Origin of the sequence: Chryseobacterium sp. R2ACT005, assembly GCF_049949215.1 — a bacterium.
In the GTDB taxonomy this organism is placed as follows: domain Bacteria; phylum Bacteroidota; class Bacteroidia; order Flavobacteriales; family Weeksellaceae; genus Chryseobacterium.
In genome coordinates, this window is record NZ_CP188192.1 from 4,938,200 (window position 1) to 4,962,958 (window position 24,759).

The 24,759-nt window shown below is 37.4% G+C and carries 17 protein-coding genes, 1 pseudogene and 1 riboswitch; of the genes and pseudogenes, 15 read left to right on the plus strand and 3 right to left on the minus strand.

What is annotated here, in order from left to right:
- Positions 1 to 168: 168 nt before the first annotated feature.
- From ACPF63_RS22700 to ACPF63_RS22765, 14 genes and pseudogenes are all read left to right on the plus strand, one after another.
- Complete coding sequence (locus ACPF63_RS22700) at positions 169 to 3,006, plus strand: alpha-amylase family glycosyl hydrolase (RefSeq protein WP_426481412.1); 2,838 nt, start codon at positions 169 to 171, stop codon at positions 3,004 to 3,006.
- A 272-nt stretch (positions 3,007 to 3,278) separates the two neighbouring features.
- A riboswitch (SAM riboswitch) is annotated at positions 3,279 to 3,384 on the plus strand.
- 94 nt (positions 3,385 to 3,478) lie between these two features.
- Positions 3,479 to 5,902 carry a TonB-dependent receptor plug domain-containing protein gene (locus ACPF63_RS22705; RefSeq protein WP_426481413.1) on the plus strand — a complete coding sequence of 808 codons (2,424 nt, stop codon included), beginning with the start codon at positions 3,479 to 3,481 and terminating at the stop codon, positions 5,900 to 5,902.
- Between the two features lie 7 nt (positions 5,903 to 5,909).
- Positions 5,910 to 7,220, plus strand: coding sequence for an APC family permease (locus ACPF63_RS22710; RefSeq protein WP_426481414.1), 1,311 nt, complete (start codon positions 5,910 to 5,912; stop codon positions 7,218 to 7,220).
- Between the two features lie 146 nt (positions 7,221 to 7,366).
- Entirely contained in the window at positions 7,367 to 8,452 is a 1,086-nt protein-coding gene (prfA, locus tag ACPF63_RS22715) for a peptide chain release factor 1 (RefSeq protein WP_077419437.1), read from the plus strand.
- An 82-nt stretch (positions 8,453 to 8,534) separates the two neighbouring features.
- On the plus strand, positions 8,535 to 9,209 hold the full coding sequence (locus ACPF63_RS22720; RefSeq protein WP_426481415.1) for a hypothetical protein: 675 nt from the start codon (positions 8,535 to 8,537) through the stop codon (positions 9,207 to 9,209).
- A 95-nt stretch (positions 9,210 to 9,304) separates the two neighbouring features.
- Positions 9,305 to 11,407 (plus strand): prolyl oligopeptidase family serine peptidase, encoded by a 2,103-nt coding sequence (locus ACPF63_RS22725; RefSeq protein ID WP_426481416.1) that lies wholly within the window; start codon positions 9,305 to 9,307, stop codon positions 11,405 to 11,407.
- A gap of 137 nt (positions 11,408 to 11,544) precedes the next feature.
- A complete protein-coding gene (locus ACPF63_RS22730; RefSeq protein ID WP_426481417.1) occupies positions 11,545 to 14,559 on the plus strand; it encodes a reprolysin-like metallopeptidase in 3,015 nt (1,004 codons plus the stop codon).
- A gap of 138 nt (positions 14,560 to 14,697) precedes the next feature.
- Positions 14,698 to 16,818: a methylmalonyl-CoA mutase gene (gene scpA / locus ACPF63_RS22735; protein WP_426481418.1), complete on the plus strand. Its 2,121-nt coding sequence runs from the start codon at positions 14,698 to 14,700 to the stop codon at positions 16,816 to 16,818.
- Positions 16,819 to 16,860: 42 nt separating this feature from the next.
- Entirely contained in the window at positions 16,861 to 17,847 is a 987-nt protein-coding gene (locus ACPF63_RS22740; RefSeq protein WP_219071919.1) for a M28 family peptidase, read from the plus strand.
- Positions 17,848 to 18,263: 416 nt separating this feature from the next.
- On the plus strand, positions 18,264 to 19,001 hold the full coding sequence (locus ACPF63_RS22745) for a hypothetical protein (RefSeq protein ID WP_426481419.1): 738 nt from the start codon (positions 18,264 to 18,266) through the stop codon (positions 18,999 to 19,001).
- Between the two features lie 27 nt (positions 19,002 to 19,028).
- A complete protein-coding gene (locus tag ACPF63_RS22750) occupies positions 19,029 to 20,420 on the plus strand; it encodes an RtcB family protein (RefSeq protein WP_426481420.1) in 1,392 nt (463 codons plus the stop codon).
- A gap of 83 nt (positions 20,421 to 20,503) precedes the next feature.
- Positions 20,504 to 21,049, plus strand: coding sequence for a hypothetical protein (locus tag ACPF63_RS22755; RefSeq protein WP_426481421.1), 546 nt, complete (start codon positions 20,504 to 20,506; stop codon positions 21,047 to 21,049).
- Position 21,050: 1 nt separating this feature from the next.
- Positions 21,051 to 21,749 (plus strand): annotated as a pseudogene (gene prfH / locus ACPF63_RS22760) (peptide chain release factor H).
- Complete coding sequence (locus ACPF63_RS22765; protein ID WP_426481422.1) at positions 21,736 to 22,242, plus strand: tetratricopeptide repeat protein; 507 nt, start codon at positions 21,736 to 21,738, stop codon at positions 22,240 to 22,242. Before prfH ends, ACPF63_RS22765 begins: the two are co-directional and overlap by 14 nt.
- A 110-nt stretch (positions 22,243 to 22,352) precedes the next feature.
- Here ACPF63_RS22765 and ACPF63_RS22770 read toward each other — a convergent pair whose 3' ends face one another.
- Positions 22,353 to 22,640, minus strand: coding sequence for a cytochrome C (locus ACPF63_RS22770; RefSeq protein WP_426481423.1), 288 nt, complete (start codon positions 22,638 to 22,640; stop codon positions 22,353 to 22,355).
- Between the two features lie 20 nt (positions 22,641 to 22,660).
- The gene (locus ACPF63_RS22775) at positions 22,661 to 22,954 is read right to left on the minus strand and encodes a c-type cytochrome (RefSeq protein WP_077419448.1); all 294 of its coding nucleotides are present in this window, start codon (positions 22,952 to 22,954) and stop codon (positions 22,661 to 22,663) included.
- A 201-nt stretch (positions 22,955 to 23,155) separates the two neighbouring features.
- Here ACPF63_RS22775 and meaB point away from each other — a divergent pair, with 201 nt between their 5' ends.
- On the plus strand, positions 23,156 to 24,148 hold the full coding sequence (gene meaB, locus ACPF63_RS22780) for a methylmalonyl Co-A mutase-associated GTPase MeaB (RefSeq protein ID WP_426481424.1): 993 nt from the start codon (positions 23,156 to 23,158) through the stop codon (positions 24,146 to 24,148).
- Here the strand turns inward: meaB and ACPF63_RS22785 are convergent.
- Positions 24,145 to 24,693 (minus strand): DUF4251 domain-containing protein, encoded by a 549-nt coding sequence (locus ACPF63_RS22785; RefSeq protein WP_426481425.1) that lies wholly within the window; start codon positions 24,691 to 24,693, stop codon positions 24,145 to 24,147. The genes meaB and ACPF63_RS22785 overlap by 4 nt on opposite strands.
- Between the last annotated feature and the right edge of the window lie 66 nt (positions 24,694 to 24,759).

Here is a 24,759-nt window from a genome sequence, read left to right on the forward strand (position 1 = left end):
CGTCCAAAAAATAGTTCATTACAATTACTTTTATTGGGAGGCTCATGAAAATTTCATGAGTCTTTTTTTATTTTATTTTTTCCCGGAAAATTGAAATATTTGATGAAGAATGGACAAGAATAGTCACTATGAAGAAAAATTTATACTATATTCGATAAAAAATAAGAAATGAAAAAACTTTATTCCGTTGTTTTTCTGTTGATTGCAATGGCAGTTTTTGGGCAGATCAATTACTCCATCAGCCCAAATCCATTCAATGAAACCGATGCCGTAACCCTTACTGTTCCCGGAGATCAGATTGATGAGTCGGCATGGGGCGTGTCTAATAATGCCATTTATATCTGGACATGGTCTTTTGATACTAATTATCAGAACAGTCAGGACTGTCCTACCAATGGCAGCTGGAACAACTCCAATGACCTGAATAAACTAAATTATAATGCTGCTACAGACAGCTACTCACTTACTTTTACCCCGACTTCTTTTTTCGGAAGAACAGGAATCGGGAGGTTCGGGTTTTTATTAAAAGATAAAACAGGATCTCATCAGAGCTCACCGGACATTTTTGTAAATGTGGGCACTTTAAGCTTAAATCTTACCAATCCGCTGGCTAATAGTCTGACTTCTGTTCCGGCAGGAAACTCTATTAATATTACGGCTACAACAAGTAATAATGCAACATTTCAGTTAAAAGCAAACGGAATTGTTGTCAACTCTGCAACAACTCCTTCACAATCCTATTCTTACAGTTATACGGTTACCCAGGATGCCAGCATGGAACTTGTTGCCACAGAAGGAGTTAATTCTAAAACTGCGACATTCATTTTACAGGTTCCGAGAAATGTAGTTTCTGAAGCCATTCCAAACTGGATTAAACAGGGGATTAATTATCATCCGACAGATCAGACAAAAGTAGGACTTGCGTTATATGCGCCTGGCAAAAGCTTTGTACACGTCATTGGAAGTTTTAATAACTGGGCGGTGAATGATACTTATTTAATGAAAAAAGATACCACAAACCCGGATCTTTATTGGATTGAGCTCAATGGGATTACGCCTCAGCAACTCTATACTTTTCAGTACAGAACGAATGATCTGAGAAAAGTGGCAGACCCTTATTCACCCCAGATCTTATCTTCTTATGATGATCCGTGGATCTCAGCTTCTACCTATCCGAATTTACCTGCATTTCCTGCCGGACAAGGTTTTGAAGTTTCAACATTTAAAACGGGGCAGACAGCCTATAACTGGCAGACAACCAGTTTTCAGAGACCCGCGAAAGAAGATCTGGTGGTCTACGAATTATTATTGAGAGATTTTACACAGGAAAAGAACTGGCAGTCTCTGATCAGTAAAATTTCTTATTTAAAAAATCTAAAGATCAATGCTATAGAATTACTTCCCATCATGGAATTTGACGGAAACCTTTCATGGGGATACAATACTTCTTTCCATTATGCATTGGACAAAGCTTATGGAACTCCCGAAAAATTCAAAGAATTTGTAGACCTCTGCCACCAGAACGGAATTGCAGTTATTCTGGACGTCGCATTTAACCATGCAACAGGACGTTCTCCTCTGGTAAGGCTTTGGAATGTAGATCCTGATGGAGACGGTTACGGGGATGTTGCTCCAAACAATCCTTATTTCAATCAGGTCCCGAAACATTCATACAATGTATTTAACGATTTTAATCATACAAGCCTTTCAACTCAATATTACGTTGAAAGATGTCTTCAACAATGGCTGACAGAATATCACATTGACGGATTCCGCTGGGATTTAACAAAAGGATTTACCCAAAGCTGCTCCGAAAATGATGAAGCATGCACCAACGCTTATCAGCAGGACAGAGTGGATATCATGAAACATTATGCAGACAGACAGTGGGCAATCGATCCCAATTCTTACATGATTTTTGAGCATCTGGGAACGGATGCAGAAGAACAGCAATGGGCAAACTACAGGGTAGCGGAGGGAAAAGGAGTGATGCTTTGGAATAAACAAACGGAGCCTTATAACCAGAATACTATGGGATATAAAGACAACAGTAATTATGACAGAATGAACCATAGTCTTCATGGGTTTACCAATATGCGTGCTGTAGGGTACGGAGAAAGTCATGATGAAGAAAGATTGATGTTTAAAAATCTTGCATATGGTGCTGCGAACGGTAGCTATGACGTTAAAAACCTTAATACAGCTCTTGAAAGAATGAAAACTTTCGGTGCAACATTCTTTACTATTCCAGGTCCGAAAATGATCTGGCAGTTTGGGGAATTAGGATATGAATTCAGTATCAACAGATGTGCTGACGGTACTATCAATAACGGGTGCAGAACGGATGAAAAGCCTGTTGCATTTACTTTAAACTATGATACCAACGTAAACAGAAAAGCTGTATATGATATATGGGCTAAAATAATCACGATCAGAAATACCCATCAGGTTTTTAAAACTAAAACGTACAGTATAGAATCCAATAATCTGACTAATGATCCGGACGGATTGATCACAAGAATTTATCTCTATGATCCGGCTATTACAACCGGGATAAAAAATGTTGTCGTACTGGCCAATTATGATTTATCTGCAAAAAATGTTGTTCCTTTCTTTCCTTACACAGGGCAATGGCAGAATCTCATGGATGACAGTATTTCGAATATCGCCTCTACCACGGCTCCGATAACTTTACAGCCAGGAGAATTCAGGATTTTCGGGAATTATGGAGGTGCACTGTCAACAACAGATCCAAATACTGTAAATAAATTATCACTTCAGATCGCTGATAATCCAATACAAAACGGAGTGGCGAAATTAATTTTTAATAAAGCAAAAAACGGAGAAATTTTGATTTTTGATATGACGGGTAAAAAACTGGATTCATTCAAACTGAATAAAGAAAACGGAACTTATGAAGTAAAAGTCAGTTATCCTGCAGGCACTTATCTGGTGCAGTTGAAATCGGAAACAGGAATTGCCATTCAAAAGATGATAATCAAATAAAAACAAATTATGAAGTTGTTTAGACTTATAAAATTGTTGAATATATTAAAACCATTAAGAAGGATTTAAGAAATAAAGTGTAGTTAAGATGAATCATTCTGATTTTTAAGCTTAAAGCGAAGCTTATCTTAATACTCTTATCGCCTTATTATAATCTTAATGTTTCAAAAATAAAACTTTAAACAAGTTCTATAAAATAATAAAAGGCAAATTTGCAGTGTAGCAGATTTGCCTTTTTTGTCTATTTAAAAAAATAGTCTACTTTTGCAGTAGATTTATCAAGAAAGGTGGAGGGATTTGGCCCAAAGAAACCTTAGCAACCTGCACGATTCGAGAAGTGTAAAGGTGCTAATTCCAACCCTGAGGGGGAGATAAGCGAAGTCAATATTCTTATATGAATTCCATTTCTTGAAGTCTTGTATATCTGCGGAAAAATCCGTCAGACTGTAATTATTAATTGGCAAGAACAAAAATGAAAAAATTAAGTACAGCTGTATTATTGCTTGGGGCAATTTTGGTTGCTGCTCAGGAGAATGAGGAGAAAGGAAAACAAATAGAAGATATTGTTATCGTTGGAAACCGTAATGTAAAAAGAACAAAACTGGAAACACCGGTTCCTGTAGATGTTATCAATATTGACAAAATTCAAAGGAATTCTCCGCAAATGACGGCTCAGGATCTTCTGAATTATGTTATCCCATCGTTTAATGCAGTGAGACAGTCTGCTTCTGATGGTACGGAACATATTGATCCTGTAACCTTAAGAGGAATGGCCCCTGATCAGGTTCTCGTATTGCTTAACGGGAAAAGAAGACACACCACTTCTTTAGTCAATTATCAGAATACCGTGGGGAATGGCTCTGTAGGAACAGATCTGAGTACAATTCCTGTTATTGCTATTGATAGAATAGAAGTGTTAAGGGACGGAGCTGCAGCACAATACGGTTCTGATGCCATTGCAGGAGTGATCAATATTATTCTTAAAAAAAATACGGGAGCCTCAGCAAGTCTTACGTATGGATTGACTGGGAGAAATGATGGAGATACCTATCAGGCAGGAGCCAATTATGGTACTTCATTAGGAAAAAAAGAGGGTTATATCAACCTTTCTCTACAATTAAGCCACAGAGGAAAAACAACACGAACTCAAAATCATGATCTGGATATTTTTGGAAATAATTTTGCCTATGCATTTGCTGATGATCCCGAAGCGGCAAGAGCTGCAGATGATGCAAAGATTAAAGAACATGGGTTAACCCGTGATGATTTTAATTTTCAGATCGGAGATGCCCAGATCAGACAGGGACAGCTGTTTTTCAATGCGGAATATCCTTTTAACGATCAATTTAAAATCTATTCTTTCGGAGGTTTCAGTATCAAAGAAGGAAAAGGCTTTGGTTTCAGAAGGCTGCCGAGCGAAGCATCAAATGTGGTTTCATCCATTTATCCGAACGGCTTTCAGGCAACTCTTGGATCTCAGGTGTATGATGTTTCTTATGCTGTAGGTGCAAAATATAATGTCAATGATTGGGTATTAGACCTAAGCAACACATTCGGAAGTAATACCTTCAATTATAATGTAAGCAATACCAATAATGCTTCTCTCGGGGTAAAATCGCCAACCCGGTTTTATGCAGGCGCCCATAGTTTTCTGCAGAATACTGTTAATCTTGATGTTTCCAAAAATATAAACCGTTTCAATATCGCTTTTGGGGGAGAATTTAGGTTTGAACAATATCAGATCAAAGCAGGGGATGAAGCTTCTTATACCCAATATGACATTAATGGAAATGTAGCTACAGAAGGGTCAACAGTATTGGGTGCGGGTGGATCTCAATCTTTTATCGGGTTTTCTCCAAACAATACCTTGAAAAAAGACAGACACTCAACTGCTGTGTATGCGGATGTTTCCTATGATTTAGATAAAAAATTAAATATTGACGCCGCTGCCAGATTTGAAAATTATTCAGATTTCGGAAATACGTTGAATGGAAAGCTTGCCGTCCGATATGAGTTCGTAAAAAATTATGCAGTAAGAGCAGCGGTTGGAACAGGATTCAGGGCACCTTCCCTTCAGCAGCAGTATTTCAATAATTCATATGCGGATATTTCTACTTCAGGCTCAAAGATTGTTACCAAAGGAATATTCAGTAACGATAGCGAAGCCGCCAGAATTCTGGGATTTGATAAACTCAAACAGGAAACTTCTGTCAACGCGAGTGCGGGATTTACCCTGAAACCTTTACACAATTTAACGGTCGCTATAGATGGATACTGGATTAAAGTGAAAGACAGAATTGTGATTACCAGTAATATAACAGACCCAAGACTAGACCAGTTTAAGGTGGAAAGCGGAAGGTTCTTCGCCAATGCTATTGATACAGAAACGAAAGGAGTAGATGTAGTGGTTTCTTATGACTGGATTCTTGGTAACGGAAAATTAAATATGAATCTTGCCGGAAATTATACAGAAACTAAAATTACAGACTTTCATTTTCCGGAAAACTTAGGAACTCCTAAAAATCAGTTTTTTGGTCCGGATCAGATCAATATCATTGAAACACTGTCTCCAAAAACAAAAGCTTCATTTGGATTAAATTATGGAATCGGGAAGTTCAATTTTCTCGTGAGAAATACCTATTTTGGTAAAGTGATAAGAGATGGTTATCCATTTGGAGGCGTTCAGGAATTCTCCCCAAAAGTAGTTACGGACATCAGTATTGGATATGATATCACAAAAAGTATCAACTTTACAGTAGGGGCCAACAATGTATTTGATGTTTTTCCGGATCGCCAGATTTATGAAAATTCATACTATGGAGTATTCAAATATGCGCCAGTTCAGATGGGAACACTGGGGAATTATTTCTTCGGAAGGCTTAATTTTAATTTTTAATCATTAAATGAGTACTACCTCACATCAGATTGGCTGGAAAACAGCAGCAGCCATCGTCGTTTCCAATATGATAGGAACAGGGATTTTTACAACCCTGGGATTTCAGTTATCAGATATTACCAATACCTACAGTATTTTCCTGTTATGGAGCATCGGAGGAATTCTCGCCTTATTCGGGGCTTTTTGCTATGCCGAATTAGGCTCACATTTCAAAGGAAACGGAGGTGATTTTATCTATCTTAAAGAAACCTATCATCCGCTGTTCGGATATCTGATAAGCTGGGTTTCACTCATCATCGGATTTTCCTCTCCGGTTGCGCTGGCTGCATTGGCAATGTCGAAATACCTTTCCGTATTCAATTATTCTTTTGGAAATGGGTTTGCAATTGCCGCTATTTTTCTGGTAGCAGTGGCATTGTCATTCAGTTTAAAAACATCCAGCAGGTTTCATAACTTTTTTACATTCATCAAGATAGCCTTTATTATTGTACTGGTTATTCTGGGAGTTGGGCTTTCAGAATCTATACAGATTGGCAGCAGTCTGAATTTCAGTGACAGCTGGCAGAATGAGATTATGCTTCCTGCCTTTGCTACGTCTCTGGTGTTTGTTACCTATTCTTATACAGGCTGGAATTCTGCTTCCTACATCGCAGGAGAAATAAAAGACGTCCAGAAAAACCTTCCCAAATCTTTGATCATTGGAACTATTTTCGTGACGATAAGCTATATTTTGGTGAATTATATTATGCTGAAACATGCTCCTGTGAGTCAGCTGGCAGGAAAAGAAGACGTAATGGGGGAAGCTGCTGTCAATATGCTGGGGCCTATCTTTGGAAAGATTGTCAATATTTTTATTGCGCTGCAGCTGGTTGCAACAATTAGCGGATATTTATGGGTAGGTTCAAGATTGACACAGGCTTTTGCAAAACATACTTACATCTGGAAACCGTTATCAGCGGGTAATGCAAGAGGAATTCCCGTAAGAGCTATTTTTGCCCATGCCGTTATTGCTGTGGTTATTATTCTCACCGGAAGTTTTAAAGAAATCTTTGTTTACACAGCCTTTATTTTACAGCTTTTTGCAAGTCTGGCGATTTCTACCGTATTCTTCCTGAAGAAAAAAGACAGGAAAATTTTTAAATCAAATGCTTTTCATATTTTTCCAGCCGTTTTTCTATTGTTCAGTATCTATATTCTCTATTTTACATTTATTCATAATCCTAAAGAAAGTCTTATAGGAGTAGGAATTATTGCTGTAGGAATTATTTTATATTGGGTTGACAGGAGACTTTCCAAACAACATCAAAACAAACCTTAATGGCATAGAAAGGTTAATATACAATTGATAAATTCACCTTTTTACAGTTTAGCCCTCTTTATCCCTAATGCTCAAAAATTTATGATGCTCAGTAATTTTAATTTTGAATTAATAATCCTTATCTTTGCACCCACAAAATTTCTACAATGTCTAAATCATTAATTCCAAAATTAGAAGCTATAAAACAAAGATATAATGAGGTTGCAGACCTTATTATACAGCCTGATGTCATTTCAGACCAAAAAAGATATTCTTCTTTGAACAAAGAATATAGTGATTTGGGAAAAATTGTAAGAGTTTACGATCAGTACAAAGGGGCACTGGACAGTATTGAAGAATCTGAAGAAATTATTGCAGACGGTTCAGACAGAGATTTGGTAGATCTTGCTAAAGAAGAAAAGCTGGAAGCTCAGGCTAAACTTCCAGGATTGGAAGAAGAGCTGAAGGTATTACTGATCCCTAAAGATCCTGCTGACGACAAAAACGTTATTGTGGAATTACGTGCCGGAACAGGTGGTGATGAAGCCGCTATTTTTGTAGAGGACGTGTACAGAATGTATACCATGTATTTTAAAACAAAAGGATGGAGACATGAAGTAACAGACTCTAACGAAGCTGCCAAAGGATACAAGGAATTGATCATGAAAGTGGAAGGAGAAGGCGTTTACGGAATCATGAAATTCGAATCCGGAGTTCACCGTGTACAGCGTGTACCTGAAACAGAATCTCAGGGAAGAGTACATACTTCTGCCATTACAATTGCTGTTCTTCCGGAAGCTGAAGAAGTAGATTTTGAACTGAATCCTGCTGATATTGAAATGCAGACATCCCGTTCAGGAGGTGCCGGAGGTCAGAACGTAAACAAAGTTGAAACGAAAGTTCAGCTTACCCACAAACCTTCAGGGATGGTAGTGGTATGTCAACAGGCTCGTTCTCAGTTAGCTAACCGTGAACTGGCAATGGAGATGCTAAGAACAAAATTATACGATATCGAATTGCAGAAAGTACAGGGAGATATTGCTGCACAACGTAAATCTATGGTTTCTACCGGTGACCGTTCTGCAAAAATTAAAACATACAATTACCCTCAGGGAAGAGTGACAGATCATAGAATCAACAAGTCTATGTACAATCTTGATGCTTACATGAATGGAGATATTTCTGAAATGATTGATGCCGTCATCATGGCAGAAAATGCAGAGAAAATGAAGGGGGAAGAAGAAAATTATTAAAATTAAAAACAAAATAAGAATAAAGCCTCTGATCCTTCAGGGGCTTTGTTTTTTCAAATAACTAAACATAAAAATATTAACTATGAAAAACTACAAAATTATTTTACTGCTGCTTACCATGATAGGGCAGCACCTTATGGCCCAAACTGAAGTGAAGAAGCCCAAAGAAGCCTTCGAATTATTTTTCGGAACTTTTGTGAATAATGATGAAGCGGCATTGAATAAGCTGAATGATTACTTAAAACCAACAGTGGAAGGACAGAATGCTTACCAGGTAGATTTTAAAGAAACGTCAAAAGAAATGATGGATGGCAGTGTAGAGAATTTTCTGTCTGCTTTCCCTAAGGCAACGGCTGCAGCATGTAAAAAAGAAGCGGAGGAGTATTTTACCGCAATGTTTGGGAATTTTAAAACAGGAAAACTGACAATTAAAAATGTAAAAGTTGTCCCGAATGAATATATTGAAGGACAAAAAATTGCAGAAATAACTTATTCCGTAAGCTTTCTGGTTCCCTCAAAATTAACTTCCGGACCAAAAGGTGATCTCAATAAAATAAAAGCAGAAGACCTTAAGAAATATTTGATTCAGGCGGTTCAGGACTTCAAAAATGCTGATAAAACAGTAACAACCGATCAGAATTTTAATCTTTATGAACTTAAAGAAGGCGATAAAATATACTACTGGAACGGAAGTCCCGATGAGATTGTTACCAATCTTACCGATTTCTATTTTGAAAGCTTCGGAGCCAATGAATAGTTGAAAAATATTCCACTAAAGAATAAAGAGTCCCAATATAAAGGGACTTTTTTTATTTCACATACTTTACGTATTTTTGAGAAAAACCGATCAGTATGAATTTTAAACCTATATTGTTAACCGCTGGAGTGTTGTTTTCAGCATCTTTTTATTCTCAGAAAATGAATTACCCTAAAGCATTAAAAGGAAGTCAGACAGATACCTATTTTGGAACTGCTGTTTCTGATCCTTTCAGAGATCTGGAAAACGATTCTGAACCTACAAAAAAATGGGTAGATGAAGAAGTAGCTTACAGTCAGAATTATCTTTCTAAAATTCCGTTCAGGGATAAAATTAAAAATCAGTTGAAGGAAATCTGGAACTATGAAAAAATTTCAGCACCTTTCAAAGAGGGAGATTATACCTATTATTATAAAAATGATGGTTTGCAGGCGCAGTCTGTTTTGTACAGAACAAACAACAAGACCAATGCTGCAGAAGTATTTTTAGATCCTAATAAATTTTCGGAAAAGGGAACGACTTCTCTTTCCAATCTTTCATTCAATAAAAAAGGAAACCTTGCGGCTTACTCTATTTCTGAAGGAGGAAGTGACTGGAACAAGATCATCATCATCGATGCTGTTACCAAAAAACAAATTGATGAGACTTTACTGGATGTGAAATTCAGTGGAATTTCATGGCAGGGAGATGAAGGATTCTATTATTCAAGCTACGACAAGCCGAAAGAAGGAACTGTGCTTTCCGGTATGACAGACAAGCATAAAGTATATTTTCATAAATTAGGTACAAAACAGTCTGAAGATAAATTGATCTTCGGAGGAGATAAAACGCCAAGAAGATATTTGGGGGCCGTAGTTTCTGAAGACCAGAGATACCTGATCATTTCTGCCGCTAATGCTACGAATGGTAATGAATTGTACATCAAAGACCTTCAAAAAGGAGGAGATTTCGTACAGATTGTAAACGGATTTGATATCAATGCCAGCATTGTAGATACACAAGGTGATGATCTTTTCATTTTTACAGATAAAGATGCTCCGAATATGCGTCTTGTAAAAACTACCATTGCTAATCCGGCTCCTTCAACATGGAAAGACGTAATTCCACAAACCGAAAATGTATTGGGGATCTCTTCAGGTGGAGGATATTTCTTTGCAACCTATATGATTGATGCTATAGATCAGGTGAAGCAGTTTGATAAGGCTGGAAAACTGATCAGAGAAATTACATTGCCGGGTAAAGGAAATATCTCAGGATTCGGAGGAAAAGAAAAAGAGAAAGATGTTTATTTTTCTTTCAGCAATTATATTACACCGGGAACTACTTATAAATTCAATGTAGATTCAGGGAAATCTGAAGTCTATCAAAAACCTAAGGTAAAATTTAATCCGGATGATTATATTTCGGAACAGGTATTCTATACTTCAAAAGATGGCACAAAAGTTCCTATGATGATCAACTATAAAAAAGGAACTAAGCTTGATGGTAAAAACCCTACGATCTTATACTCTTATGGAGGTTTTAACATCAGCTTACAGCCATCATTCTCCGTAGTAAACGCGATCTGGATGGAAAATGGAGGTATTTACGCTGTTCCAAACATTCGTGGTGGCGGTGAGTATGGTAAAAAATGGCACGATGCCGGAACAAAACAACAAAAGAAAAATGTTTTTGAAGACTTTATCGTTGCCGGAGAATATCTTCAGAGCAAAGGATATACTTCAAAACAATACATGGCTCTTTCAGGAAGATCAAACGGAGGTTTGCTGGTAGGTGCAACCATGACAATGAGACCGGATCTGGCAAGAGTAGCCTTCCCGGGAGTAGGTGTTTTGGATATGTTGAGGTATAATAAATTTACAGCCGGAGCAGGATGGTCTTATGACTACGGTACTGCAGAAGACAGTAAAGAAATGTTTGAATATCTTAAATCTTATTCTCCCGTACACAATGTAAAAGCAGGAACTTGCTATCCATCAACAATGATCATCACCAGTGATCATGATGACAGAGTTGTTCCGGCACACTCATTCAAATTTGGGGCAGAACTACAAGAGAAGCAGGCATGTAAAAATCCTATTCTTTTGAGGATTGAAAAGAATGCAGGACACGGAGCCGGAAGAGCTACAGATCAGGTAATTAGTGAAAATGCAGATCTTATATCATTTGCTTTATTTGAGATGGGAATAAAGAAATAGACTAGAAAAAGAATAATATGCAAGAAAACAGTTGATTTTATTTAAAATTGACTGTTTTTTTTATGTGGTTGTGTTTATAATTCTTATTTTTATGCCGGATATTTAAAGTTTATTAATTCTAAATTAATTAAGTAATTATGAAAAAGAGAATTTTACTAGTTTGTGCATTGGCTGCTGGGTTATCCAGCTTTAATGCACAGAGGTGGGAACCAGCCTCCCAAAGGACATCACAAATCAGAAAAGAAGTAGAAGTTCAGTATTCTTACAGATTTGATTTGCAGTCGCTTAGGAACATTTTAAAAGATGCTGTAGAAACAGGAAAAGGAGCTCAGGCTGTTATTGTATCTCTTCCTACAGCGGAAGGAAAGATTGAAAAGTTTGCGGTATATAGTGATCCTGTTATGGAAAAATCTATGGCAGACAGATATCAATTAGGATCTTATATAGGAGTAGGGGTTGATGATCCGGGTAAATATGTAAGATTCAGTACTGCACCTACTGAAATGCAGTCAATGATTATAAAAGACGGGAAATTCCAGTTTATAGAACCTATTACTACAGACAAACAGGTGTATGGAGTTTTTTATAAAACGAAAAGAACAGATGCTGATCATGGCTTTGAATGTACTACAGAAGAGAAAAGCTTAAAAGATATAAAGTCTTTAGAAGCTTTCGGGAAAAAAAATCTTTCTAATCTAGGAATTACAAACAGACCAGCAAGTACAAAATACAGAACGTATAGATTAGCTCTTTCTACTACAGGAGAATATACAAAGAAATTTGATCCGTCTGGAGGAACAGTCAATACGGTTACTCAGATGAATGCTACGATGACCCGTGTAAACGGTATTTTCCAGAAAGATTTTGCAATCAAGCTTATTATTCAGGATCTTCCGAATATTATTTTCACTGATTCCACAACAGACCCTTATACTGGAAATTTAAATCTAAATCTTCAGCAAACTTTAACAAGCCTGGTTGGAAATGCTAATTACGATATGGGGCATGTATTTAATGCTGCAGGAGGAAACGGTAATGCAGGAGGGATAGGAACAACATGTAATGATCCTGCAACAGCTACTTCATTAGCAAAGGGATCTGCATTTACACAGAATACAAACCCGGTAGGAGATTCTTTCGATATAGATTATGTTGCTCATGAAATGGGACATCAGCTGGGAGGTAACCATACTTTCTCGCATGTTTCAGAAGGTTCAGGAGTAAATATTGAACCAGGAGGAGGAACAACTATTATGGGATATGCGGGAATTACAGGAGATAATGTTCAGGATTTTACGGATGCTTATTTCCATTATTCTTCTATTAACCAGGTTCTTAATAGTTTAGACAGCAAACCTGGATGTGGAACATCAGAAAATATTACAACAAATACCGCTCCGGTAATTTCAGCTCTTCCTGCTTACAGTATTCCAAAAGGAACAGCATATTATTTGGATGCTTCAGCTACAGATGCTGATCCTATTAAATATACATGGGAACAGTATGATAGTGTGGATTCTTACAACTCTATCTCAGGAGACAGCGGTTGGGGATATAATGCTCAGGGAGCTTTAACAAGATCTTATTTTGGTACAGCAAGTGGAAGAAGATACTTCCCAAGTCTTCCTGTAGTAATGGGAGGATCTTTAACTGATAAAACTAAATGGGAAACTGTTTCTTATATTCCAAGAGTACTTAAATATGCAGTAACTGTTAGAGATGAGAATGCTGCTAAACCTATGCTGGTATCTGCTGAAACTACGGTAACTGTTACCAATGACGGGCCTTTCAAATTTAATGGTCTTATTGATAATACTACATTATACAATAATGCAACTAATACAATTTCATGGGATGTAGCGAATACCAATGTGGCACCTTATAATGCAGCTAATGTAAAAATTGAATATACAACAGATCTTGTTAACGGATCAGCATGGACGGAACTTGTTGCGTCTACCCCTAATACGGGAAGCTATACGGCTCAAATGCCTTCCGGTTTAACAGGTCCGATTAAATTGAGAATTTCTGCCATTGGAAATGTATTCTACGCGGTGTCTCCTAAGATTATAGTGGGAACTGCTCCTACTTCAACTACAGATGCTCCAACAGGGGTAGGCTCAATAGCTACAGAGATTTTGAAAACATCTGCTACTATTGGATGGAATAGTGTTCCAGGTGCTACCTATGCTGTTAAATATAGAAAATTGGGAGAGACTAACTGGACAAATGCTACCAGCACTACTAATTTTGTATTGTTGAACTCTCTTGAAGATGAGACTAACTATGAGTTTCAGGTGGCTGCAGTAGTGAACACTGTTCCAGGAACATTCTCTTCTACTTATGCATTCAAAACAAAAGGGTTAAGAACTGGTTCAGACTATTGTTTAATGACAACCGGTGGAAATAGCTTTGCAAGCTTTAGCTTTAACAGTGGTTTAGCTCAATTAAACTTAGCTAACCTGGCTTATTCTCAATTAACATATAAAGCTATTTTCAGTACATATCAGGATTTTACTGAAGATGTAACTAAACAAGTTAATTTAGTTAAAGGAACACAATATACACTATCTTATTTCAATGTTGGTAACACAGCAGGTTATAATGACAAAATGGAAGTTTGGATTGACTTTAACAGAAATGGAGTTTTTGAAGCTTCAGAGAAAATAGGGACTAAGACTACTGTTCCTCCTGCAAATGGACAATATACAGGAACTATGGTATTTACTGTTCCTGCTACTGCCTATGCTGGAGACAAACTCCTAAGAATGAGAGTAGCAAATACTTTCTTTAATGCTGCTACAGGGCCGTGCGGTAGCCCGTCAGTTCCTGTACAGGGAGGTGGTGTTATTTCACAAGGTTCATTCAAAGATTTCTCTGTGAAAATTTCAGAAACCCTTGCTGTAAATGAAACAAAAGATGTAAAATCAACTGAAATTTCAATTTACCCGAACCCTGCAGATACTTTCGTAGAAGTGAAAAACCTTAAAGGTAAGGCGGATTACAAAATCTATACTGCTGACGGAAGATTAGCTCAGGAAGGTCAGATTGATGGACAGAGAATTAATGTTGCTTCATTAATCAAAGGAATGTATGTGATCACGATAAAAGATGACAAAAACACTTACAATACGAAGCTTATCAAAAAATAAGCAGACGATATAACAATAAGAAAGGCCGGGCATTTGTCCGGCCTTTTTCTTTTGCTAAATTTAAGTAAAACAGAACGTTAACAGAAGTTTCATGTTTCGTTCAAAAAAATTAACTTTACGGAGACAAAAATAATTGGAATGCGAAAGACAATTTCTGTGAAAAAACCGGATTTTAATGTATTACCTCAGGAAAGAGAGATTTATAATTTTGAAAAAGACGGGCTTGAACTCAAATCATCTTATGAGAAAAAAGATGTAAAAGATGAATCATTAACGCAGACTTCTCCAGGAATTGCTCCTTATCTGAGAGGACCGTATTCTACGATGTATGTACAGAAACCTTGGACGGTTCGTCAATATGCAGGGTTCTCTACTGCTGAAGAATCCAACGCTTTTTACAGAAGAAATCTTGCCGCAGGTCAGAAAGGACTTTCAGTGGCATTTGACTTGGCAACGCACAGAGGATATGATTCTGATCACTCAAGAGTAGTAGGAGACGTTGGAAAAGCAGGAGTTGCCATTGACTCTATAGAAGATATGAAAATCCTTTTCAATGAAATTCCGCTGGATCAGATTTCAGTATCCATGACCATGAATGGGGCGGTGCTTCCTATTTTGTCTTTCTATATCGTAGCTGCAGAAGAGCAAGGGGTAAAACAGGAACTGCTTTCAGGAACCATTCAAAATGATATTCTGAAGGAGTTCATGGTAAGAAATACCTACATCTATCCGCCGGCACCTTCCATGAAGATTATCGCAGATATTTTTGAATATACTTCGCAAAATATTCCAAAATTCAACTCCATTTCTATTTCAGGATACCATATGCAGGAAGCGGGTGCCACACCGGTACTTGAAATGGCGTATACGCTGGCTGACGGTCTTGAATATGTAAGAACAGGGATCAAAGCAGGAATGAATGTAGACGATTTTGCCCCAAGACTATCTTTCTTCTGGGCAATCGGCATGAATCATTTCATGGAAATTGCTAAAATGCGTGCTGCAAGATATATCTGGGCAACCCTTTTAAAACAGTTTAATCCTCAGAACCCAAAATCTCTTGCATTAAGAACCCACTCCCAAACTTCAGGATGGTCTCTGACAGAGCAGGAGCCTTTCAATAATATTACAAGAACAGCTATTGAAGCATTGTCTTCAGCATTAGGAGGAACACAGTCTCTCCACACTAATGCACTGGATGAAGCCATTGCACTTCCTACAGACTACTCAGCAAAAATTGCAAGAAATACGCAGATCATTCTTCAGCAGGAAAGCGGAATATGTGATGTGGTAGATCCGATGGGAGGAAGTAACCTGGTGGAAAGCCTTACTCAGCAAATGATCGAAGAAGCAATGAGGTACATCGATGAGGTAGAGCAGGAAGGAGGAATGACCAAAGCTATCGAAGCCGGAATCCCCAAAATGAGAATTGAAGAAGCTGCAGCCAAAAAACAAGCGAAGATCGATAGCGGGGAAGAATTCATTATTGGAGTGAATTCATTCAAATCCTCATTAAAACAGGATCAGATAGAAATATTAGACATTGATAATACAGAAGTTCGCAGAAAGCAAATCGAAAGGCTGAATACCATTAAAGCAGAACGAAATACTGACGCTGTAGAACAGATCCTGAATGAAATTCGTGAAAGCGCAAAAACTGGAAAAGGAAACCTTCTGGCATTATGTATCGAAGCCGCAAGAAGAAGAGTTACCCTTGGCGAAATGAGCGATGCCATGGAAGAAACTTTTGGAAGATATAAAGCAAATATTAAAACAATCTCTGGTGTATACGCAATGAATGCCGGTAAAAACGAATACTTTGAAAAAGCCCTTCATCTGACTCAGAAATTTGAAGAAGAAGAAGGACGACGCCCAAGGCTTATGGTTGCCAAAATGGGACAGGACGGTCATGACAGAGGAGCAAAAGTAGTAGCCACAGCATTTGCCGATATGGGATTTGATGTGGATGTAGCTCCGTTGTTTCAGACACCGGAAGAAGTGGCTAAACAGGCTGTGGAAAATGATATTCACATTTTAGGAGTATCATCATTGGCTGCCGGACACAAAACATTAGTTCCGCAGGTAGTGGAAGAATTATCTAAATTAGGTGCGGATGATATCACTATCGTTGTAGGAGGTGTAATTCCTCAGCAGGACTATGAATTCCTTTATGCCAACGGTGCAGATTTTATTTTCGGACCTGGAACCAACCTTCCCAAATGTGCAGTGGAAATCTTAGAAAGATTTTTAGAAAAATAAACAGAAAAGCTTTAATTTCAACTTGAAATTAAAACACAACCTATGAATCTGAAAAATATAATAAAGCCTACGAGGAAAAAACTGTTTCTTCTCGTAGGCTTATTTCTTCTCGCTGGCGTTGTCCTGTTAGCTTCAGGGAAGAAAAATGTATCCATACAAAGCTCGAAGATCATTGCAGATACTTCCTTGGTTAAAAAGCATTTGACAGTACTTACCCAAACGCCACAGTTTAGAAACCATAAAAATATAGACCAGCTGAATGCGGTTGCAGACTATATTCATCAGACTTTTAATGTCTATGGTGACAGTACCGCCTATCAGGAATATAAAGTGGATGGAAAAATATATAAGAATGTCATCTCTTCTTTTGGAACTGAAAACAAGAAACGAATCATTATAGGAGCTCATTACGATGTTTGTGGAGACCAGCAGGGTGCAGATGATAATGCAACCGGAGTTACAGCTCTTTTGGAGTTGGCAAGAATGCTTAAAGGACAAAAGCTGAAGTACAGAGTAGATCTTGTAGCCTACACATTGGAAGAACCCCCTTATTTCAGAACTGAAAACATGGGAAGCTATGTTCATGCAAAATATTTAAAAGACAACAAGATCGATGTCTATGGGATGGCCAGTGTAGAAATGATTGGATATTTCAGAGATGAAAAGGGATCACAGAGCTTTCCTTTAGGGATCCTTTCATGGTTTTACGGTGATAAAGGAGATTTTATTACTTTAGCTAAAAAGTTCAGTGGGGCAGGTCCGTTTGTAAAAAACTTTATTAGCAATTTTAAAGGTTCAGAGCAGATAAAAACAGAAACCTTCTCAGCTCCAAAATTTGTAGCAGGAATAGATTTTTCCGATCATCTCAATTATTGGAATTTTGATTTTCCCGCACTCATGATCACTGATTCATCTTTTTTCAGAAATAAAAATTATCACGAACCCACTGATACTCTGGAAACCCTAGATACAAAGAGAATGACAAAGGTTATTGACGCCATTTTTCTCAGTATTATTCACCTTAGGTGAAAAAAATATTTTGATTCTCAGAAAAATTTATATATTTGCACCTGAAAATAAAGTTTAACCAATTAAAAAGCGACGAAGCAATGTTCAAAACAAAACAGAATTCTACAGTTGGATTGCCACTTATGGTGGTAAGGCTTCGCGGTTTGGTACATTCTTAGAATAATAATACAATACAATATCAAAACCCGAAGTCGTAGAGATTTCGGGTTTTTTATTGCGCAATATTCAAACTCCCAGGTTTACCCGAAATCTTTTTTAGTGTCATTTCGAACGAAGAGAAGGAATCTCAATATGCAGAACTTTCTCATTAGTTCATAACATTCATCTTGTCATTCTGACGGAGGAAGAATCTATTTCTTTTCCCGTTAAAAATGATATATATTAAGTCAACTAACTGTTTAGTTGAGCGAAAATTAATGGAAAATGATAACCTTCTATTTTTCCGGCTGAGAAGCATGAGAAGCAGAAAAAGAACAATTAGAAAAGATGTAGAAAAGCAGATAAGAAAAAAATATCAACGTAGTGATGAACTTTGGGATATCAGACGAAATACCCCATGGATTCCTTTGGATAAACCTTATCAAAGAGGATTTGTAAGATTCTTTGCGGTAAGGGAAGATGTATTAAGATCCAAAGACGGAGAATTCTTTGAAGGAATATTGAAGAAGATTAATACGTACATGTATTCAGAAAGCCGCCAGTTTTTGAAAAAGAAAAGAAAATACGGGCGAAGAATATATGTAGAAACAGTACAGAAGCTCAAACAGATCTCTTCATATTCCTGGAATGACCCAAAGCTGGGACTTACTCCAAGGGAAAGACAGTATTTTCTAAAACAGGAAGAATATTGTCCTGCCCGGAAGACTTATGTGCCTTACTACGAATTTACTGAACCCTGGAGATTTATCCTGCGTATAAGACCCAATATGATTACCCACTATAAACCTGTAGACTTTGAATTGGAAAAAGAATGTGCAGAGCTGGAAGATTATTTGGGACAGCATAAAATTGTAGGAATTATCCATAAAAAAATTTATGGCAGGTCATATCCATGGAGAAGAAAAAGAGAAGATATTCCACTTATCAAAAGCAGGAAATATATTACCTGCACTATGTCTGCAACAGAGATTGCAGAAAGCTTACAGGACTTATGAGTCCAACTGTTATTTAAAACAAAAACAATGGGAAATTTAAAACTAAAAGGAAAAGATATATTAAAACTGGGCTATCCAAATAACCAAAGCGTAAACGTAGCATTGGAAGTCATGAAAAGAAATTTTGCAACAAAAAATATTCACCATGTAAAAGCTCTTTTAAAAGAAATCCTGCTGAATCCGGAAGAATTTGAAAAAGATCTCACTTTCGGACAAATCGCAGAAACCCTGCTTTCATCCAAAAAAACTGAAAAAAGAATGCTGAATTCACAGCGTGCTTCATTTCATATTTTTGGTAACAATATCTCAGAAGAGGCAAAAAATCAGTTGTACACAGCTTTGAAACTGCCTGTTTCTACTCAGGGAGCATTAATGCCTGATGCCCACAGTGGGTACGGACTTCCAATAGGAGGAGTTCTGGCAGTGGAAAATGCAGTAATCCCTTACGGAGTAGGAATGGATATAGGATGCAGAATGAGCCTCAGTATTCTGGATACACCCATTTCATATCTTGAAGGAGCAAGAGACAAATATGAAAAAGCGCTTGCCGAGCATACAAGATTCGGAATGTATGAAACGCACAAATCTCACATAGATCATGAGATTTTTGAAAGAGATACATTCGATATGATCCCTATCTTAAGAAGACTAAAGGGAAAAGCAATCAAACAGATGGGATCCTCAGGCGGAGGAAATCACTTTGTAGAATTCGGAGAAGTAGAAATCACTGAAGAAGACGAACAGATTGGCCTGCCGAAAGGAAAATATCTGGGAATCCTTTCTCACAGTGGCTCAAGAGGTCTCGGAGCAGAAATCGCTCAATATTACTCAAGAGTGGCTGCAGAACAGTGTCCATTGCCTAAAGAAGCTCAAAACTTCGCCTGGCTGGATCTTAATACTCACCTGGGATTGGAATACTGGACGGCAATGAATCTTGCCGGAGATTATGCTTCGGCCTGTCATGATGATATTCACAGAAGGCTGGTAAAAGCAGTCGGTGGAAGAGTAAAAGCCAGAATTGAAAATCATCACAACTTTGCATGGAAAGAAATCCATAACGGCAAAGAAGTGATTGTTCACCGCAAAGGAGCAACACCTGCCAATGAAAATGAGCTTGGAATGATTCCAGGATCCATGACGGCGAAAGGATTTATCGTTCGCGGAAAAGGAAATCCGGAATCCCTGAACTCAGCATCTCATGGAGCGGGAAGAGCCCATTCAAGGGGAGAATGCAGAAGCCTTTTTACTCAGCATGATATTAAAAAAGAATTAAAGCTTAAAAATGTCACACTGATGGGTGGAAACGCAGAAGAAGCACCAATGGCCTACAAAGACATCAATGAAGTAATGAATGCACAGAGTGAACTGGTAGACATCCTTGGAACATTCCAACCGAGAATTGTGAGAATGGACAGATAATTTGGTTGATTGTTTATAGTTGTCAGTTGAAAATACTGAACTGTCAGCTATAAACCTTCAGCTTTTAACTTAAAAACAAAGAAATGGGAGCACCACATAACATAAAAAGATACGGTGAAGTCTGGCCGGAGTTCAGAATCCGGTGGGGACTCGAAATTTTGAATATATTAAAAGATAAAATCATTATCTCAGGTGGCTGGGCATGGCATTTTATGTCAGAAAAAGGACATATGGAATACAAGCATGCTCACGACCACAAGGATATTGATGTTTTTGTAAAGAAAGAAAATGTCGCAGAAGTCGTTATCATTCTTCAGCAGGAAGGATTTCAGAAAGTCTGGACCCGATATGATCATCTGCCGAGTGAAGAAAATTTTCGTAGGTATGAGAAAACGGTAGAATTGGAAAATGATAAGTTTCACAGAATTACCATTGATTTCTTCGAAAGAGATGATCTTGAAACCATCGAAGCCAATGGTTTTACCGTTGTGAAACCTGATATTTTACTTTCATTTTACAGAAATATTCACTCCAGCGACAAATGCTGGGCAGTAATGGCTGCAAAAGATTTATTACAAAAGGGAATAGATCCTGTTGGACACCCTTTATTAAGCAAAATGCCAACATAAAATGGAAAAATTAATACAGATCACTTCAGGAAGAGGACCTTTAGAATGTCAATGGGTTGCAGCCAAGGTCCTGAAGACCTTTCTTGAAGAGGCAAAACAAAATACAATAGATTACGAAATCATTCATCGTGAAAACGGTGATGAAAACCTGACATTAAAATCAGTAACCCTGCTTTTAAAAGGAAAAGAGGTAAACCTGTTTTTAAAAAACTGGCTGGGAAGCGTTTGCTGGATAGGAAAAAGTACTTTCAGAAAACTGCATAAAAGAAGCAACTGGTTTATCGGAATTTTTGAACTGGAAGATGTAAAAATGATTGATTTCAATGAAAAAGATATCCGGTTTCAGACCGCGAGAAGCCAAGGGAGTGGAGGACAAAATGTAAACAAAGTAAATACTGCCGTTCGTGCCACTTATATTCCTACTAACGAAACTGTTTTTGTGCAGGATTCCCGTTCACAGCTGGAAAATAAAAAACTATCCGTTATCAGATTAAAAGAAAAGGTAATGGCAGTTTATATACAATAGCTGGAAAGAAAACTGAAAGACACCTGGTCTCTTCAGATGCAGATAGAACGTGGAAATCCGGTTCGCACATTTTCAGGAACAGATTTTAAAAAGAATTACGAAGACAGGACATTCAAAAAACAAAGGAATGCCTTGAAAAATGAACTCAAAAACTACAAAAATGACCTTAACTAAAAGTAAATATTATTTTGAAGCATTAGATTATTTTCCATTCAATCTTTCCGAATGTATGGATGCTCTGAACTATGCTCTGTCTTATGAACCTGAAGATGCAGACAGCCTTTGTCTGATGGGAAGAGTATATTCCGAAGAACTGAAGGATTATGAAACGGCAAAGAAGTACTTTGATGAAGCCATGCAGAGTAACATTGGTAATGTCAATACTCCCAAATATTATATTGAATGTCTTTTGAATAATGAAGATTATAATGAAGCAGAAAAATTGATAGCATTTGCTTTAAATCTGAAAGGAATTGACAAGTCAGAAATTCTGAATTGCCTGTCTCTTCTGCAGGAAAGAAACTTTGAGTATAAACAGGCTTTAGGAACGCTGAAAGAAGCTAAAAAATTTGCTTACAACAGGGCTGCGCTTGAAATACTTGAAGACCGGGAAAAACTGGTTAAAGGAAAGGTTACCAGAACAAGAACTATAAAAAAGACGGAATAATCTGTTTTTGACTTTTGTCATTCTGACGAAGGAAGAGTCTTGTTAGTAATCATAATAAGTGATTCTTTACTCCATTCCATTTCGTTCAGAATGACAATTTTGAGGCAGTCTTATTTTTTGTTTACAGAGATCAGATAGTCATACACCATTTGATGCTGGTCATCAGTCAGTTTAGCCTTTGGAGCCATTCTGCTTAACGTGTTGATCCATCCCTTATCGTCATGCTTGGCAGGTTCTGGCAGCTTATGACATTTTGTACAGGAATTTTCAAAAATGGTTTTTCCTTGGGTCAACTGCTCAGATGAGGTATACTTCGGCCCTGTTACAGCCACACTTTTTGGTCCGCAGGATACCAGAAATGCTGATGCTGCAATACCTGTTAAGATGAATTTTTTCATATCCTATTTTTGTTTGATGATTACTTCTTCGCAGAAACAATATAATCATAAACCCATTGGTGCTGTTCATCCGTTAGTTTTGCCTTTGGAGCCATAGAATTCATGATTCCTACCCATTGTACAGGATTGTGTGAAGCAGGATCAGGTAACTTATGACATCTTCCACAAGAGTTTTCAAAAATTGTTTTTCCTTGGGCAATCTGCTCCGCAGTAGACGTTGAAGTTCCTGCAGTAGCAGTGGATGTAGCAGCTTTTGGCGTACAGGAAACCAGCAAAATAGCAGTAAACGAAGCCGCAGCGATGAGTTTTTTCATGTTTCTTCTTTTTGAGATATAACAAATGTAATAAATTCCTTAAGCCTTTGATACAGGGCGTTATAGTTTTAATTTAGAAGAAATAAAAATTGAATTCATGAAGAATCGATAATCCGGAATGAAGACAATTTTTAAATCTTTTGTCTCATCATTATGAGCCGGCTATTGATCATTCCCATTTTAATTATTAATTTTGAATCAATGAAATTTTCTACAGAAGAGCTAATAGAAGGAATACAGTCAGGAAACAAACGCCTGATTGCAAAAGCTATTACATTGGTTGAAAGTAAAAAAGCAGAACACAGGGTACAGGCAGAAGACCTTCTGAAGAAGATTATGCCTTTTACCGGAAACTCTGTGAGAGTAGGAGTAACAGGCGTTCCCGGAGCCGGAAAATCTACTTTTATAGAAAACTTCGGCCGGTTGGTTATTGCACAGGGTAAAAAAGTGGCTGTTTTGGCGATTGATCCCAGTTCTGCGATCAACAAAGGAAGTATTTTAGGGGATAAAACCAGGATGGAAGAACTTGCAAAAGAAGAAAATGCGTTCATACGTCCTTCCCCAAGCTCAGGTTTTCTGGGCGGAGTAGCCAATACTACTTTTGAAACGATGATGATCTGTGAATCAGCAGGATACGATTATATTTTGATCGAAACCGTTGGAGTAGGGCAGTCAGAAGTCCTTGTTGCTGATATTACTGATGTTTTTTTATTCCTTAAAATCATTGGAGGTGGAGACGAACTTCAGGGAATAAAACGCGGTATCATGGAAATGGTAGACCTTATTTTCATCAATAAAGTAGATCAGGACAATCTCCAGAAAGCAAAAAATACAAGGCTGGAATTAAAAAGAGCTTTAGACTTTATCCCTCCTAAAGAAAAAGGCTGGAAAATTCCGGTTTTATTAGGCTCTGCTCTTCATAACCAAGGATTACAGGAAGTTTATGATACAATCTTTGAATTTATTGATCTGAAGAAGAAAAGCGGACGTTTTGAAGAAATCCGTGTTCAACAGGCAGAGAAACGCTTTGAATATTGGGTTCAGGAATATATTTTATCCCTGATGAAAAAGAGTGATGCGGTAGAAGAAGCTTATCATATGCACAAAAAAAATGCTTCAGCGATGGTTTCCAATCCGAGTACTGAAGCAAAATTATTTGTTGAAAAATTTTTATCGAACAAAAACAGGGATTAAGGTTTCTCTTTTTCCTGTTTTACCTCAGTTTTTGAAACATATCCGTCATAGGAAATCGGCTGTCTGTCGTTACTTCTCATAGAAACGAAAGCTTTACCGTTTTTAAAAATTTCAATATTCACTTCCTCCACATTCCTTACATCATTAGGCTTGAACTTTAAAGTCCATTTTCCTTTTTTATTCTGAGTTTTATTGACTGTGAAATCTTTAGAAGTAAATCTATAGCCATTTTCACTAGTGTTTCCATAGGTTGGGTTGAATAATCTTCCGAAATATGGCAACACTACTTCCAGTGTATTTTTACTGACATCAATGGTATAATCTCCGTTCAGGTTCAGTATTCTTGTGGCAGTAGCATTAGGCATTGAGTTCATGACATTGATAACGTCATAATTCGTAGGATTGGCTCTTTCTGCATGGAAAGTAAACTCCTGAGAACTTACTAAAGTATCCACTGTTTTTGAGTCTAATGAGCCTTGTGATGCACAGCTCTGAAATAAGAACAGGAATCCAAAAATCATCAGTAAAGAAATATACTTTTTCATAATGAGATAATTATTAAATTTAAACAGCAAAATGTATGCAAATATATTCTTTCTGAAATATTTTGG

Coding starts and splice junctions, on each gene's coding strand:
- ACPF63_RS22750 (WP_426481420.1), top strand. CDS start 19,029: ATGGGAAATTTAAAACTAAAAGGAAAAGATATATTAAAACTGGGCTAT.
- ACPF63_RS22720 (WP_426481415.1), top strand. CDS start 8,535: ATGAAAAACTACAAAATTATTTTACTGCTGCTTACCATGATAGGGCAG.
- ACPF63_RS22765 (WP_426481422.1), top strand. CDS start 21,736: ATGACCTTAACTAAAAGTAAATATTATTTTGAAGCATTAGATTATTTT.
- ACPF63_RS22785 (WP_426481425.1), bottom strand. CDS start 24,693: ATGAAAAAGTATATTTCTTTACTGATGATTTTTGGATTCCTGTTCTTA.
- ACPF63_RS22770 (WP_426481423.1), bottom strand. CDS start 22,640: ATGAAAAAATTCATCTTAACAGGTATTGCAGCATCAGCATTTCTGGTA.
- ACPF63_RS22710 (WP_426481414.1), top strand. CDS start 5,910: ATGAGTACTACCTCACATCAGATTGGCTGGAAAACAGCAGCAGCCATC.
- ACPF63_RS22740 (WP_219071919.1), top strand. CDS start 16,861: ATGAATCTGAAAAATATAATAAAGCCTACGAGGAAAAAACTGTTTCTT.
- ACPF63_RS22745 (WP_426481419.1), top strand. CDS start 18,264: ATGGAAAATGATAACCTTCTATTTTTCCGGCTGAGAAGCATGAGAAGC.
- ACPF63_RS22755 (WP_426481421.1), top strand. CDS start 20,504: ATGGGAGCACCACATAACATAAAAAGATACGGTGAAGTCTGGCCGGAG.
- scpA (WP_426481418.1), top strand. CDS start 14,698: ATGCGAAAGACAATTTCTGTGAAAAAACCGGATTTTAATGTATTACCT.
- meaB (WP_426481424.1), top strand. CDS start 23,156: ATGAAATTTTCTACAGAAGAGCTAATAGAAGGAATACAGTCAGGAAAC.
- ACPF63_RS22725 (WP_426481416.1), top strand. CDS start 9,305: ATGAATTTTAAACCTATATTGTTAACCGCTGGAGTGTTGTTTTCAGCA.
- prfA (WP_077419437.1), top strand. CDS start 7,367: ATGTCTAAATCATTAATTCCAAAATTAGAAGCTATAAAACAAAGATAT.
- ACPF63_RS22700 (WP_426481412.1), top strand. CDS start 169: ATGAAAAAACTTTATTCCGTTGTTTTTCTGTTGATTGCAATGGCAGTT.
- ACPF63_RS22775 (WP_077419448.1), bottom strand. CDS start 22,954: ATGAAAAAACTCATCGCTGCGGCTTCGTTTACTGCTATTTTGCTGGTT.
- ACPF63_RS22730 (WP_426481417.1), top strand. CDS start 11,545: ATGAAAAAGAGAATTTTACTAGTTTGTGCATTGGCTGCTGGGTTATCC.
- ACPF63_RS22705 (WP_426481413.1), top strand. CDS start 3,479: ATGAAAAAATTAAGTACAGCTGTATTATTGCTTGGGGCAATTTTGGTT.